Origin of the sequence: Dorea sp. Marseille-P4042, from assembly GCF_900290215.1 — a bacterium.
GTDB classification, from domain to species: domain Bacteria; phylum Bacillota; class Clostridia; order Lachnospirales; family Lachnospiraceae; genus Dorea; species Dorea formicigenerans.
In genome coordinates this window covers 184,365-199,499 of record NZ_OLMI01000001.1, presented here as the reverse complement: position 1 = coordinate 199,499, position 15,135 = coordinate 184,365, and the positions used below count along the sequence as shown (strand labels likewise).

The following is a 15,135-nucleotide window of genomic DNA, read 5'->3' as shown; positions in this document are numbered from 1 at the left end:
TATAATTATTTTGCCTGAATATATCCTTTTGCCGTCAGTGCTTCTGCGCAGAGTACAGCTCCGCCTGCTGCTCCGCGGACTGTATTGTGTGAAAGTCCTACGAACTTAAAGTCGAACATAGAATCTTCTCTGAGACGTCCGATGGATACACCCATTCCGTTCTCATAGTCTACGTCTAATCTTACCTGTGGACGGTTATCCTCTCCCATGTAGCGGACAAACTGCTTTGGTGCACTTGGAAGTCCTGCCTCCTGCGGAAATCCTTTGAAGCTTTCCAGTTTCTCAATAAGCTGCTCTTTTGTAGGTTTCTTCTCAAAGTTGATAAATACTGCGGCTGTATGTCCGTTCAGAACCGGCACACGCAGACACTGGCATGTAATCTTCGGAGCATCTGCAAGTGTGATCTGTCCGTTCTCATATGTTCCAAGAACACGAAGCGGCTCCTGCTCGCTCTTTTCTTCCTCTCCACCGATGTATGGAATAATATTCTCTACCATCTCCGGCCACTCTTTGAATGTTTTACCTGCTCCGGAAATTGCCTGATATGTTGTAGCAACAACTTCTTTTGGTCCGAACTCTTTCCATGCTGCAAGGCAAGGTGTGTAACTCTGGATAGAGCAGTTTGGTTTTACTGCAATAAATCCGCGAGTTGTGCCGAGACGTTTTCTCTGATCATTGATCAGTTCAAAGTGGTCTGAGTTAATCTCCGGCACTACCATCGGAACATCTTTTGTCCAGCGGTGTGCACTGTTATTGGAGACAACCGGTGTCTCTGTCTTCGCATACGCTTCCTCGATTGCGCGAATCTCGTCTTTTGTCATATCAACTGCACTAAATACAAAGTCTACAGAAGAAGCTACTTTCTCGACTTCATTAACATTCGCAACGATCAGTTTCTTAACTCCTTCCGGCATCGGTGTATCCATTTTCCAGCGGTCTCCGATTGCTTCTTCATATGTCTTGCCTGCTGATCTCGGGCTGGCTGCAACTGTTACAACCTCGAACCATGGGTGGTTCTCCAGAAGTGCAATAAAGCGCTGTCCAACCATTCCTGTTGCTCCTAATATTCCGACTCTTAATTTCTGATCCATCTCGTATGTCTCCTTTCTAATACTCTTCCATATATTTTTTATAACTATCCACTGCTTCCTGCATCGGTTTCACACCCGGTGCACCAGTTGTATTACGTTTCTCTACACATGTCTTTAAACTGATTGCTTCATAGATATCTTCCTCGAATACAGGTGAAATCTTCTTATACTCCTCAAGTGGAAGATCATCAAGCGGAATCTTCTTATCCAGACAAAGTAACACAAGCTGTCCTACGATTCCGTGTGCATCTCTAAACGGAACTCCGTGATTCACAAGATAATCCGCTGCATCTGTCGCATTTGTAAATCCGTGCTTTGCACTCTCTTCCATGCGGTCATTCTTAAATGTCATCGTACGAAGCATGCCTGCAAATAACTGTAAGCATCCTTTTGTTGTATCGATTGCATCAAATGGAAGTTCTTTATCTTCCTGCATGTCTTTGTTGTATGCAAGCGGAATTCCTTTCATTGTAACAAGAAGTCCGGTCAGTGCAGCATAGACACGTCCAGTCTTACCTCTTACAAGCTCTGCAATATCCGGATTCTTCTTCTGCGGCATAATACTGCTTCCGGTACTATAAGCATCATCAATCTCAACAAACTTATATTCATTAGAATTCCAGATGATCACTTCCTCTGAGAAACGGCTCAGATGCATCATAATCATGGAAAGCGCTGACAAATACTCAATCAGATAATCTCTGTCAGAAACACCATCCATACTGTTCATAGTTGGTCCGGCAAATCCAAGAAGCTTTGCTGTATAGGCACGGTCTAATGGGTAAGTCGTTCCTGCAAGGGCTCCAGATCCAAGCGGACATGTATTCATTCTTGTATAAATGTCTTTCATACGCTCATGATCCCTTTTGAACATCTCAAAATACGCGCCCATGTGGTGAGCCAGTGTGATTGGCTGTGCTTTCTGTAAATGTGTGAATCCCGGCATATATGTCTCAAGGCTATTCTCCATAATTCCAAGAATCGCCTCTAACATCTCCTTAATCAGTGCATCTGTCTCCTGCACTTCATCACGGATATAAAGCTTCATATCCAGTGCAACCTGATCATTTCTGCTTCGCCCTGTATGAAGCTTCTTACCAGCATCTCCCACACGGTCGATCAGGTTTGCCTCAACAAAACTGTGAATATCTTCATATTTATCAGTAATCTTAAGTTTTCCTGATTTCACATCATCAAGAATCCCCTGAAGTCCTGTAATAATTGTCTCTTTTTCTGCATCGGTCAGGATTCCCTGCTTTGCAAGCATGGTAACATGTGCCATACTTCCTTTGATATCCTGCTCATAAAATCTCTGGTCAAATGAGATAGATGCGTTGAACTTATATACTAACTGGTCAGTCTCTTTTGTGAAACGACCTCCCCATAATTGTGCCATAATCTCTTCCTTTCCGTCATTTAATACTGTACTGTATAAAAGTGTACCATATTTTTATCTAAAGTCAACAGTGTCTTACTTTCGTTGTCTCTGGGAAAATTCACAACCACAGTAATCCTGTCTGTACAAACCATAAATTTTTGACAGTTCTGTGGAACGCTTGTAACCATTTTTCTTCTTAAAATCTGAAATCAAATATTCCACACCATATTCTTTTGCCAGACTCTGCCCGATTTCATTGAGCTTTGCTGCATTCTTCAGTGGACTGATGCTAAGCGTGGTTGTAAAATAGTCATATTCTCCTGCTTTTGCAATCTCTGCAGTCTCTCTGAGACGCAGCTCATAACATTTCATGCACCGGGAGCCGCCTTCTTTGACCTCCTCAAGTCCCCTGGCCATCTCGTAAAATTTCTCTTTCTCATATTCTCCCGCTACAAAGCTGACCGGATATTTGAAATTCATATCATCGATCAGTTTCTGTTGTTCCAGAATCCGCTTCGTATACTCTGTCTCCGGATAAATATTCGGATTATAGTAGAACACTGTGATTTCAAAATAATTGCTCAGATACTCTAACACATAACTGCTGCATGGAGCACAGCAACTGTGTAACAGAAGCCTTGGAACACGCCCTTCTTTTGTCAGCGTATCCAATAACTTGTCTAATTCTTTTTGATAATTCATACTCATCGTTCCTATCTTGCGTACTCACATGCAATTATAACTTTTTCATAACAAGATGACAAGGGAAAATCCATATTTATGAACCATTTTATGACCACGAAAAAATACATTTTTCGTTTGATATAAAACTGACCACACATTTTCTTTCAAGATACATATGATAAGATATAGGATTATCATTTGCGGAGGTTTCCATGGATCAAGTACTGGAACTTAAGAATATTCACTATGCTTACCACAATCCGGACGGAGAAACTCCTGCCATAAATGGCATCTCCTTTATCCTGAATAAAGGAGAATTCGTTGCCATCGTCGGACCTTCGGGTTGCGGAAAGTCAACGCTTCTTTCTATTATTGCCGGACTTCTCATACCGGAAAAAGGCTTCATTAAAATCAATGGGAAATACCTTCACGAAAGCACTACAAATGTAGGCTATATGTTACAACATGATGAACTTTTCGAATGGCGGACCATTTACAATAATGTTATTTTAGGACTGGAAATTCAGCATATGCTGACTGCAAGGACCCGGGAAAAGGCACATAATCTTTTAGACATCTATGGGCTGAAACAGTTTGAAAATGCAAGGCCCTCGGAACTTTCCGGCGGCATGCGCCAGCGGGCCGCCCTGATCCGTACGCTCGTTCTGGATCCAGATCTCCTACTGTTGGATGAACCATTTTCCGCATTGGACTATCAGACCCGCTTAAATGTCGGGGACGATATTGGTCAGATCATCCGGCAGGAAGGAAAATCAGCCGTTCTTGTAACACACGACCTGTCAGAAGCCATCTCCCTTGCCGACCGGATCATTGTCCTTTCCGGACGCCCGGCTAATATACGTCAGACTGTTCCACTCATTTTTGATTTGGAACAGGATACTCCTTTGAACCGCCGGAACTCCCCGGAATTCAAACATTACTTCAACTTAATATGGAAGGAGCTGAATACAGATGACTGAATTTTTAAATGAACTTTCTGAAAATCAGATCAATTATCTGAAACAGCAAAAGAAGCACAAATGCATTGTCGGTATCTCCCGGATTCTGATTCTTTTCAGTTTTCTCTTTCTTTGGGAATTCACTGCAAATTTAGGTATCATCGACTCCTTCATCTTTAGCAGCCCGTCAAAGATTGCACTATGTTTCTGGGGCATGGTGCTGGATAAAAGCATTTTTCTGCACACCAATGTCACACTATACGAGACAATCTTAAGCTTCCTGCTCGTCACTGCCACCAGCATTCTGGTTACCATTCTTCTTTGGTTCAGCAGACGGTTATCAGAGATCCTGGATCCTTACCTGGTAGTACTGAACAGTCTGCCGAAGTCTGCACTGGCACCACTTCTTATTGTCTGGCTTGGAGCAACAAAAACAACAATTATCGTCGCCGGAATGTCTGTAGCAATCTTTGGAAGCATTCTGAACTTATACACCAGTTTTATGACCGTCGATCCAGGAAAACTGAAACTCATCTATACACTGGGTGGAAATCGGAGGCACGCGCTTCTAAAGGTCGTACTTCCTTTTTCTCTTCCGACAATCATCAGTAACATGAAAGTCAACATCGGACTCTGCCTCGTAGGCGTGATCATCGGTGAATTTCTGGCTGCCAGAGAAGGGCTTGGATATCTGATCATCTACGCGAGCCAGGTCTTTAAGATGGATTGGCTTCTTATGAGTATCCTTCTTCTCTGTCTCATGGCAACACTTCTCTATTCGCTCATCAATCTACTTGAGCGTTGGTGCCGGAAGCATTACTAATATCTCAATTCTTTTTTGTAGAACAAAGAATGTGCAATTTCCTATTATATGAAAAAAGGACCTATCACCTCTTGTGACGGTCCTGTACATAATAGCGTGTTTTTTGTTTTACTTACATATACTGTGTTAACTCCGCTTTATTATTAGTAAATTTCATTGCTTCTTCTCTTGTAATATATCCCTGTTGCATCAATCTGGAAAGATCCATATTCAGTGTATGCATCCCGCTCGCCGCTGAAGATTGCATCATAGCGGAAATCTGGTGCGTTTTTCCTTCACGTATCAGGTTCAGGATGGCATCAGAACCTGTCAGGAATTCGGTTGCAGGTACACGGGTCATACCCCCTCCACATGGAATCAGGCACTGGCTTATGATTCCCTTTAAGGTACCGGCAAGCTGGATACGCACCTGGTTCTGGCTTTCTGCCGGGCAGGCGTCAATGATACGCTCCACCGTCTGGGCTGCACCTGTCGTATGAAGTGTAGACAATACAAGATGTCCTGTTTCTGCCGCAAGAAGTGCTGCTGAGATTGTCTCATAATCGCGCATTTCTCCTACCAGAATCACATCCGGGTCTTCACGCAGGGCACTTCGAAGTGCGGAAGCAAAATTCGTCACATCCTGCCCCACTTCTCTTTGATGGATTAGAGATTTCTTGCACTCGTAGACATACTCAATTGGATCTTCGATCGTAATAATATGTCTGTCATACTTCTGATTCATAGCCTCAATGACCGCTGCAAGAGTTGTTGATTTACCACTTCCTGTCGGTCCGGTAACAAGGATAATTCCTCTTGGCTCCTCGGAAAGCTGATACAATGTCGTTGGAATTTTGAGTTCTTCCAGAGTCGGAATATGTTGATTCAGCAGCCGGATCGTTGCTGCGATTTTTTTCTGTTCACAGAAAATATTCACTCGCTGGCGGCAGCCATCGGTGGTCTGCCAGGCAAAATCCACATCCTGACCATCTTCGAACTGCTTTCTTTGCTTCTCATTCATCATTCCAAGAAGTACTTCACGGATATCATACTCCTTCAATACGTCCCTGGCCTGTGTCAGGCACCCGTGAATCCTGTACCACACATGCATCCCCTCTGTAATATGAATATCGGAGACCGAACGGATCCTTGCCTCCCTGATAAGCGTATCGATCACTGTATGAATCTGTCTTCGATCTAACATATTCTTCTCCCCTATCCTATCTTCTTATTCTGCAATTTATTCATAGCTGATCTTCATCAATTCTTCCGGTGTCGTGACTCCTTCTTTTACAAGAATCAGTCCGCTTTCTTTCAGCGTGCGCATCTGCTGATGTTCTCTTGCATATTTTGTGATATTTTCCACGGATTCATGCTCCATAATCATTCTTCGGATATCCTGGTTAATTGCCAGAATCTCATGCACTGCGATACGTCCCCTGTATCCAGTATGGTTGCACTGAGAGCAGCCCATACCACGTTTGACTGTACGCACATCTTCTCCCAGAAGAATCCTCTCCTGCTCTGTCGTCTCTACTTCTTTTGCACAGTTCTGGCAGACTTTACGGAGCAGACGCTGTGCGATCAGACCTACGAGAGAGTTTGCGACCAGATAAGTCTCAACTCCCATGTCTTCCAGTCTCACAATACTTGACACCGCATCGTTAGTATGAAGTGTACTAAGCACCATATGTCCGGTAATAGCAGCGCGGACAGACGTTCCGGCAGTCTCACCGTCACGGGTCTCGCCAACCATGATAATATCCGGATCCTGACGCATAAGGGCACGAAGTCCTACATCAAATGTAAGTCCTGCTGTCGGATTGACCTGTGTCTGGTTAATTCCAGACAAATTCTTCTCCACCGGGTCTTCAATAGTAGAAATGTTCACTTGTCTGCCTGACAGGTAATCTAATATCATATAAAGTGTCGTAGATTTTCCACTTCCAGTCGGTCCTGTAATATAAATGATTCCATTCGGATAATCCAGAAGCGGTCTGAACAGGTTATAACTGTACTCATCCATTCCAAAATGATCTGCATGATCCAGATGAGACGTTGCTGCCATAATACGCAATACTGCCTTCTCACCAAATACGGTCGGAAGTACCGATACACGGATATTGACTTGTTGTCCATCTCCAAGTGCTACCCGAAAATGTCCATCCTGTGGGATTCTCTTTTCTGCAATGTCCAGATTTGCCAGAATCTTAATACGGGCAATCAGTGGTCCGTGAATATTTTTCTGTATCTTAACATATTCCGATACCACACCATCAATACGCATCCGCACATTTGTCTCCTGCTCAAACGGTTCAATATGAATATCACTGGCTTCCGCTTTAATTGCACGCTCGATCAGGCTATTAAGAAGCTGAATGATCGGTGCTTCATCCGGATTATCCAGATTTTCGATTTCCAGCTCATCTATATCGGTTGTTGAGAATCCTACATTTGCCTGCTTTGCTGCTTTTCTTGCATGAACCTCTGCATAATAATAAGATACTGCTTTTTTTAATGGTGCTTCCTCACTGAGTTGAATTTCAAGGTGGCAGCCTGTCTGCTGTCTGACTTCTTCCAGGGCAAAATAATTCAGTGGATCATTGGTCACAAGAACCATACTATGCTCTTTTACACTGACCGGAAGAATCAGATTCTTCTCTGCCAGCTCACGATTGATCATTCCGACTGCCTTAAGATTGACTGGGATTTGCGCCACATCTACAATCTCAAGATGTAGTCTGTCTGCCAATGCCTCTAATACCTGATTCTCGGTTACAAATCCCAACTCCATCAATATCTGGCCGACTCGTTTATCTCTATGCTCTTTTTGATACGCAAGAGCCTGTCCGATCTGCTCTGCGGTGACATACCCTTTATCTTCCAGGATTTCTCCAATTCTCAGATTCGTTCTCACTTCTAGTTCTCCTCTCCGGATGCAGTAGTACCAAGCTGCCCGCAAGTATAGACAGCCAGCACACACTCGCAGTTATTCTGTGAAATCTGCTGCAGACTGGAATCTACATAAGTATTTTCATTCATATCAAAGGAACGCACCTGTACGCCCGGATAATTTTTTGCAATATCATCTAACATTTCCCGGATCTGCGGCTCATTTCCCTGTAAAGTCATGGACACCGTCGTTGTATTTACATACTGCAAGACAACTTCCGGTTCATAATCTGTCTCAGACGAAGACTCCTGGCTGTTCTCATCCAGCTCCTCCTGTGCAGATTTTGCCGTCTGGGCACCGGACTCGTCTGTCTGTGTGACAGTCTGATAAGCTGCCGGTACTCCTGCTTCGGTTCCTTCGATTTTAAGATACACTGGTTTTAAATTGTGCTTTAACGCAATTCCTGTCACCAGTTCATCGACCTGCTGATTCTCAAGCAGATCATAAAATCCCTGCGAAGCATCCACAAGCTCTGCTTTTTGCTTTACGATTTTCTTCTCAACAATACTCTTTTGTTTGATTGTATCCTGCATCTCCTGCTTCGTCTGCTCTACCTGTTCTTTCTCATTCTGCAGATCCTGGTTCTTCTCCAACCCCGGAAATACAAGAAAGCGAAGTGTAAAAAATAAGATCAATATGCAGGCAAGCACTTTTAATAATACAATATCCCCTGGTTTTAATTCTGTTTCCAGCTTCATTACTTGTCACCTCCTGCATCTATAGCCTTTAGTATACAGGACAGATCCAGCGTGTATTCGCCGTCCTGATACTGATAGCCGCTATAATCTACACTTGAAAATAATCCTGTCTGCGTTAGTTTATTGACATATCCCGGAATATCAATGACTGCACTGCTCACCGCATGAAATGTAAGAAGTCCTGTTTCTGCATCCATGGACTTAACTTCCACATTCATGTTGCTTCCGCTGACATCCGCGATTCTGGCTATTATATCTGCATCCAGATCCGGATAAGTCGCCAGATTCTGCTTCATCTGCTCCACCTGCTGTTTCTGCTCGACTAAACGCTCGCCCTCTTTCATGACCTCATCTGCCTCTTGATATTGCTGCTGGATCTGACTGTCGTTGATCCAGTCATTGATGTCATCAATCTTCTTCCTCTCAAGCAGATTCCAGACAGATACTGCTCCAAATAACGCCATACATACAGCCAATGTGAGCACCGGTGGGACGATATGTTTTACAAAGCTTTCTTTCTCCACCACTTTGTCCATACCGCCGGACTTCTTCCATTTCTGATAGAGATTGACCTGCTTCGTCTTATCATCCACCAATGCTCCGGCACACACAAGCCAGTCCTCTGGATTTCCCTGGGCTTCATAAACCGCATCCACCTGAAGCAAAGCCGCCTGAAGGTTCATCATATGGATTCCATTGAGACATACTTCAAAATCATCCTCCATACAGCCTGCATAATAAATGTCTGTAATCGGGATTCCAGACGTCGTCGTTGCGTAAAACTGTACGATACCGGAAATGTTCCGGACAATCTCTGTCCCAAAATCCAGCGTCCCGCGCTCGCTGAAGATACGGCTTCTTGTAGAATACAGATATACTCCGTTCTTATACAGGATACTGGTCATACCAGAGTCCTCAAAAAACAAGAAGATAGCCGTCTTGTTGGCATAAGTCTTTAACTGGGACAGCCCTCTTAAGTATGCTTCCATCGGCACAGTAATTGCACGCACCGGAAGATTTATCTCCTCACACATTGCTAAAAGCCTGTTACAAATATTTTCTTCTACGCTGGCACAGCATACGGTCACGCCCTGCTTTTTATCTGCATATGTAATACCATAATCTACAATTCCTTCTGCTGCAGACTCTGAAACAACATGTTCTGCCATCTTTGCAAGCTGCTTACCTGTCGCAAACGGAATCTGTGAAATTCGTGCGGATGAATAATTAGATGGAAGCACAAGCTTTACAGAACCTGGATGTTCCTTTGCCTTATATGCAAGAAGCGCCCTTTTCCACTGTTCAAAAGGGTCTGTGTGAACTTCGGTCGGGATCATGTCTGTCCTGCTGATTTTTGGTCTTCGTCCTGCTTTTCCACTTGCAGCCAAAATACATTCTTCCTGTAAAACAATAACAGTATCGCTCACCTGTAAGTTCCTCCTTCGTAATTACGCATTTTCGATCGCTGAGTAAGACTGATAGATTGGAAGCATAACTCCAATCATAATACAGCCGACGATCAGCGCCATAAATATAATCAAGATTGGCTCCAGAAGCGTGACCATCCGCTTTGTAGCCTGTTCTGCATCCGCTTCCAATGTCTCTGCAATGGAATCCAGCATCACATCCAGACGTCCGCTTTCTTCTCCGACCAGAATCGTGCTGGAGAGTTTTTTTAGCAATCCGTCTACTTCACGCAGCCCCTGTGAAAGCGGAACCCCGCCGCGGACCATTGTGATAACTTCGTCAAACTGCGACTCTACATAACCATTTCCAATCGTCTTTGCAGCCACTCCAACTGCTGAAACAAGGGGCATACCACTGGAGTAAAGGCTGCTCAGTGTTCTGGCAAAACGTGCCGTATAAACAACTTTGAACAACTTACCAAAGCCCCACATATGAACCTTCATCCAGTCTACGCCTCTTCGCACTGACGGAATTCCGACAATGATACGAATCAGTGCAATAATCACTGCAACAGCCAATAATGCAATGTACCATTTCTGAACAAGAAAGTTGGAAACTGCGATCAAAATATTCGTAATCATTGGAAGGCTTTCCATCTGATCAAACAGACTCTGAAACTGTGGCAGAATAAAGGTTACGATCAAAATCACAATTGCAACACAGAGCACCAGCAAAATACATGGATAAGTCATGGCTGACTTCACCTGCTGGGTCAGCTTATAATCCTTCTCATACTGAATCGATAATCTCTGTGTCACCAGATCCAGGTTACCACTTCCCTCACCGGAACGGATCATCCCGATCATCAGATCCGGAAAGCATTCCTTGGATTCCATGGCATCAGACAGACTGATACCGCGTTTTAAATCCTGTAACACATCCTTATAAATATCCCGCTCGTCTTTGTTCATTCCTTCCTGCTCGGAAATGATGTCGAGCGCTCTTACAAGCGTGACACCTGATGCCAGAAGTGTGGACAGTTCCCGGCAAAAGGCTGCAAGCTGCTTCGCTTTTAACTTTTTATGCTTTTTTGCTCCATTTAAATCTTTCGCTTCAACCAGATAGAGGTTCTCTTCCCGTAGTTGCTGCGTCAGCGCATTCTCGGATGCAGCCTCCACAGTACCCTTATGAACCTTGCCACTCATATCCTTTGCGACGTATTTAAAACGTGCCATGTGCGAACTTCCTCTTTCTTTCTATTTTATCTATACCTGATTTTTATCTCTTTAGTAACTGTTCAGAACTCTTTATAAAAAATGCAGATACCATGTAACGATCTGGTCTCCATATAATGCCGCCAGCGCCAGTCCGAATGCAAGAAATGGTCCGAATGCAAATACATCTTTTTTTCCTAATTTCTTGCTCTTTAGCATAAATGCTCCGTAAGCGCCTCCTGTCAGCAGCCCGAAAAACATGGCGCACACTACCGGTCCTGTCCCAAGAAATGCTCCGGAGACCGCCATTAACTTGATATCCCCGCCGCCAAATGCTCCCGGGATCACAAGTGCCAGAAGCAGCATCGGAACAGAGATGATCAGCGCCCCGATCAGCCTGTCCATAAGCCCATGCTCCGGAACGAGCCATATATTTGCAATTGCTAATATCAATATAAAAATGTGAAATCTATCATAAATAATCTGGGTATCCCAATCAATAAGGGCTGCCACAAGTAGTATTCCAAAATAAATCAACATGACTGTACCACGCATTGATAACAATCCAAGACTGCCACAGCCATAACGAATCCCGCAGCCAATAAATGCTGCGCCGCCAATTACTTCCACAAAGAAATCTCTTCCCGGAATGCGGCTTTTACAACCTGCACATCGTCCGCGCAGGAAAATGTAGCTGACACACGGGATCAGTTCCCATGCATGTAATACTCTGCCACAATTCGTACAATGACTTCTTCCGTTTACCACACTCTCTCCTCTTGGCAAGCGGTCAATCACCACATTCAAAAAACTAAAGATACAGGCTCCGAAAAAGAACCGGATCACCCATAAAATACTTTCTAATACAATTAACATGTTATTCTACTCATCTGTCTTATTCTTCTTTGCCAGCCATATAGTCTTCATAGTAGACCGTATATGATTTTGAATCTAATGTGTACCAGACGGTGTAATCACCTTCCCGGTAAACGAACTTTTCAACAGTATATCCGTCCTCTGCCATCTGAAGCACCCAGAAATCTCCCGGTGCTTTGCTTAAGTTAAGCACTTCTGTCCGGATACTCTCAGTGACGCCTCCCTCCTGGGAAGCGTCGAAAAAAGTACCACTCCTGCCATAGCATTCCTGTCCAGTTACCTGGAGCGCCAGCCGCACCGATTTTGCATGCCCCAGAGCCACTTGAGCGTCTGCCCGATGTAAAAGTCGGAGCGCTCCGGGTATCACTGTCACTATTGCAAGCAGGATAATAATTAAGATCGTAAGTAAACTCTTGATCCAACGATATTTAATTTGAGTAACTTTTGATTCTTGCTGTTGTTGGCTCATGAGTTCATGCCTTTCTAAAATTATTTATCCGCAGAAACTGCATATTTTGGTGATCCATCTGGATTATATACACACTTCTTTCCTGCATGCGTAAATATTAATTGTGTAATTTTTCCACCTGTAATTGTTACGTCTGAAATAGTTCCATCTTTTACTTCTGCTAAATCTTTTACATCATCGTATGAAATAATTCCTGTTCCCTTTTCACCAATTGTGATTGGTGTTTTCTGATCTCCAGCCCATTTTTCATCTACAAGTGTCTGTGCAGCCATTACAACCTGACGTGTCTCTGCTGTGATTGATTTTTCTTTTGCCTTATCAATATACTTTGTCAGTGCTGGGATTAACAGTGCAGCAAGGATTGCCAGAATTACTAATACTACGATCAGCTCTACTAATGTGAATCCTTTTTTCTCTTTTAATTTCTTAAACATTTTTCTCGTCTCCTTTATTGCTTTTTTCTTTTGAGAATCTATATAAACGCCTCGGTGCAAGCGTTCATACCATTATTAATATAATCTATTCATGAATTGCTGTGATAGCGGAATCTGCATTTCCTTTTACTGTGATCGGATTGCGGAATTCCAGAACTTCTGTATCAGTTGCCATCACATTTTTTAAACTTTTTGTTGCTTTATCATACTCCGAATAGACAGTCACTTTTGCTGTAATGCTGCTTATCTTGCTTCCATCCGATACCTTCGCCGGATACGAATATTCTACCTCCACGTAATTGCCCATATAAAAGCCTTTTGTGAACACATTTGCTACGGCTCTTGCGACGGGCTTTCCATTCTGAGTAAAGATATATTGTCCGGTGTTACTGTTTCGAAAGTAGTACCGGGTCAGTAACTGCCCCGTCTCAACTGCATTTGCTGTTCCTGTGACTTTATCGCCTATATGGATTTCTGTCTCTGGGCAGCCATTGGCAGACACTAATTCTACAAAACCTTCCGGAGTCATGAATTCAATTGCATTTCCTTTTGTATTTGTCCCCTTTGAACCACCATAATTATCTTCCATCGCGGTTGTTCTTTCATATAATTTTACATACCCGGCCGCGTCCTTTGTGATCGTCCGAAGTTCCGTCATAGTTGTATCTAAAACAGACTGTGCATACTGGGTCTTCTGGATCCGGACAAATATTCTGGAGGCGGAGCTTAAGGCGCTTGCCGCCATTGCCATCAGAATGCTGATGAGAAATAATGTGACCATTGTCTCAACAAGCGTTGTTCCTTTTCGGTCTTTTACAAGGTTCTTCGCATGTGACAATTGTTCTTTTCTTTTTCCAGCTTGTCTTCTATCTGTTAATTTCACGAATTGCCACCACCCTCTGGTGTTGTATGTACCTGTTCCTCATTCTGTGATGCGTCTGCATCCGGACTTCCATAAAGGTAGAATGTGATTGTCTGTTCTTCTCCTTTTGAATCCGTATAAGTCACAATTTTTTTATTCAAATCCGTTGCTACTGAAAATACATGATTTCCTTTGATCGACATATCGGAGTTTGTCGCGTTAAAATCAATACTCTTATTGTTCTCTACGGAAGTCACTTCTGTATTCTGCAATGCTTCCATGATTTTTGCATTGTCACTTCGAATTTCTTTATTTTTCTTCAGGGAATTACTGCTATAAGTAATTGCCCCCTGTAAGATTCCCATTAATATCAGAAATATAAAGATACTGGCTACTACTTCCACCAACGTTTCGCCGGCATTCGCCCTTGATTTCTTAATTGGCCGCACTTGTATCTCCTCCTTCCTGACTATCCTGATATATGTTCTCTTCAAATCGACAGGAGGTCGATGCTGTCCGGTTATACATGTAATGGATTGGCGTATTATCCTCAATTGTATACACCCCTCCACTACTGTTGCCGACTTTCCATATACCGCCGCCTCCGGCATTCTCTATCCACACAATTGTTTTGCCATTATGTGTAAATGTGACCGGATATTTCTCCGCTCTCGTATACTCTGTACGATATGTGTAAGCAGCATCTTCATAATATGCAGTCACTTCTACCGTAAATATGTACTGGCGGACTGTCGTATTCTCAATGTTCTTGATCGCACTGGAATAATCTCCTCCTGAAGAGCCGGTAATCTCACCACCACTCAAAATTTTATCTACATTTTCATCACTGTTCTGTTCCTTTTTTAACGTCACGGAAATGTTGCCATAACCTTTATCTGACAACGGAGAACTAGATATATCAGACAAATTCGAACCATCTTCGACAAAATTGTACTTTGTGCTATCTTTATAGTCAGAATTATACTCTAGATATTTTTCATCATCAAGGAATTTATTTGCAAATGCATAAAAAGTGCCATCTCCAACCGTGCTTCCATCATCTGTATACTTTTTGTCATATTTTGTCAGCTCATTTTTCAACACATCTGAATAACTTTTTGCCAGTTGATAGCATCGTTCTTCTTTTAATCTCTGATTCGACTGGGCAGTCAGCATTCCTGCTGTGTACAGGATGGCAGCAGCAAATGCAATAAAAAATGCAGATACGCAAAGCACAAGTGCCATCGATATTCCGTTTTTTGCATTTGCCCGCAATTGCTGCCAGCCTTTACATTTCATAAATTCTTT

Annotated in this window: 16 protein-coding genes; 2 read left to right on the top strand and 14 right to left on the bottom strand. The window is 43.2% G+C overall.

What is annotated here, in order from left to right:
• Nucleotides 1-5: 5 nt before the first annotated feature.
• From asd to C7E02_RS00965, 3 genes are all read right to left on the bottom strand, one after another.
• Nucleotides 6-1,091, bottom strand: coding sequence for an aspartate-semialdehyde dehydrogenase (gene asd, locus C7E02_RS00975; RefSeq protein WP_005336202.1), 1,086 nt, complete (start codon nucleotides 1,089-1,091; stop codon nucleotides 6-8).
• Nucleotides 1,092-1,107: 16 nt separating this feature from the next.
• Nucleotides 1,108-2,487, bottom strand: coding sequence for an argininosuccinate lyase (gene argH, locus C7E02_RS00970; RefSeq protein ID WP_105308571.1), 1,380 nt, complete (start codon nucleotides 2,485-2,487; stop codon nucleotides 1,108-1,110).
• Between the two features lie 75 nt (nucleotides 2,488-2,562).
• On the bottom strand, nucleotides 2,563-3,171 hold the full coding sequence (locus C7E02_RS00965; protein ID WP_005336198.1) for an epoxyqueuosine reductase QueH: 609 nt from the start codon (nucleotides 3,169-3,171) through the stop codon (nucleotides 2,563-2,565).
• Between the two features lie 194 nt (nucleotides 3,172-3,365).
• Here C7E02_RS00965 and C7E02_RS00960 point away from each other — a divergent pair, with 194 nt between their 5' ends.
• Both C7E02_RS00960 and C7E02_RS00955 read left to right on the top strand, forming a co-directional pair.
• Complete coding sequence (locus C7E02_RS00960; RefSeq protein ID WP_005332946.1) at nucleotides 3,366-4,133, top strand: ABC transporter ATP-binding protein; 768 nt, start codon at nucleotides 3,366-3,368, stop codon at nucleotides 4,131-4,133.
• Complete coding sequence (locus tag C7E02_RS00955; RefSeq protein WP_105308569.1) at nucleotides 4,126-4,935, top strand: ABC transporter permease; 810 nt, start codon at nucleotides 4,126-4,128, stop codon at nucleotides 4,933-4,935. The genes C7E02_RS00960 and C7E02_RS00955 overlap by 8 nt, the downstream gene beginning before the upstream one ends.
• A gap of 112 nt (nucleotides 4,936-5,047) precedes the next feature.
• Here C7E02_RS00955 and C7E02_RS00950 read toward each other — a convergent pair whose 3' ends face one another.
• The 11 genes from C7E02_RS00950 to C7E02_RS00900 all read right to left on the bottom strand — a co-directional run bounded on the left by C7E02_RS00950 (nucleotide 5,048) and on the right by C7E02_RS00900 (nucleotide 15,126).
• Nucleotides 5,048-6,118, bottom strand: a complete 1,071-nt coding sequence (locus C7E02_RS00950; RefSeq protein WP_005336192.1) for a type IV pilus twitching motility protein PilT — start codon at nucleotides 6,116-6,118, stop codon at nucleotides 5,048-5,050.
• 36 nt (nucleotides 6,119-6,154) lie between these two features.
• Nucleotides 6,155-7,831 (bottom strand): GspE/PulE family protein, encoded by a 1,677-nt coding sequence (locus C7E02_RS00945; protein WP_105308568.1) that lies wholly within the window; start codon nucleotides 7,829-7,831, stop codon nucleotides 6,155-6,157.
• 2 nt (nucleotides 7,832-7,833) lie between these two features.
• Nucleotides 7,834-8,565, bottom strand: a complete 732-nt coding sequence (locus C7E02_RS00940) for a hypothetical protein (RefSeq protein WP_105308567.1) — start codon at nucleotides 8,563-8,565, stop codon at nucleotides 7,834-7,836.
• Nucleotides 8,565-9,992 carry a hypothetical protein gene (locus C7E02_RS00935; RefSeq protein ID WP_105308566.1) on the bottom strand — a complete coding sequence of 476 codons (1,428 nt, stop codon included), beginning with the start codon at nucleotides 9,990-9,992 and terminating at the stop codon, nucleotides 8,565-8,567. The genes C7E02_RS00940 and C7E02_RS00935 overlap by 1 nt, the downstream gene beginning before the upstream one ends.
• Before the next feature lie 21 nt (nucleotides 9,993-10,013).
• Nucleotides 10,014-11,207: a type II secretion system F family protein gene (locus C7E02_RS00930; RefSeq protein ID WP_105308565.1), complete on the bottom strand. Its 1,194-nt coding sequence runs from the start codon at nucleotides 11,205-11,207 to the stop codon at nucleotides 10,014-10,016.
• Between the two features lie 72 nt (nucleotides 11,208-11,279).
• Nucleotides 11,280-12,062 (bottom strand): prepilin peptidase, encoded by a 783-nt coding sequence (locus tag C7E02_RS00925; protein ID WP_105308564.1) that lies wholly within the window; start codon nucleotides 12,060-12,062, stop codon nucleotides 11,280-11,282.
• Nucleotides 12,063-12,081: 19 nt separating this feature from the next.
• A complete protein-coding gene (locus tag C7E02_RS00920) occupies nucleotides 12,082-12,531 on the bottom strand; it encodes a hypothetical protein (RefSeq protein WP_005336183.1) in 450 nt (149 codons plus the stop codon).
• A gap of 20 nt (nucleotides 12,532-12,551) precedes the next feature.
• Entirely contained in the window at nucleotides 12,552-12,965 is a 414-nt protein-coding gene (locus C7E02_RS00915) for a prepilin-type N-terminal cleavage/methylation domain-containing protein (RefSeq protein WP_005336182.1), read from the bottom strand.
• Between the two features lie 85 nt (nucleotides 12,966-13,050).
• Nucleotides 13,051-13,848 carry a prepilin-type N-terminal cleavage/methylation domain-containing protein gene (locus C7E02_RS00910; protein ID WP_105308563.1) on the bottom strand — a complete coding sequence of 266 codons (798 nt, stop codon included), beginning with the start codon at nucleotides 13,846-13,848 and terminating at the stop codon, nucleotides 13,051-13,053.
• A complete protein-coding gene (locus C7E02_RS00905) occupies nucleotides 13,845-14,276 on the bottom strand; it encodes a type II secretion system protein (RefSeq protein WP_029731441.1) in 432 nt (143 codons plus the stop codon). Before C7E02_RS00905 ends, C7E02_RS00910 begins: the two co-directional genes overlap by 4 nt.
• Entirely contained in the window at nucleotides 14,263-15,126 is an 864-nt protein-coding gene (locus C7E02_RS00900) for a hypothetical protein (protein WP_105308562.1), read from the bottom strand. The genes C7E02_RS00905 and C7E02_RS00900 overlap by 14 nt, the downstream gene beginning before the upstream one ends.
• Between the last annotated feature and the right edge of the window lie 9 nt (nucleotides 15,127-15,135).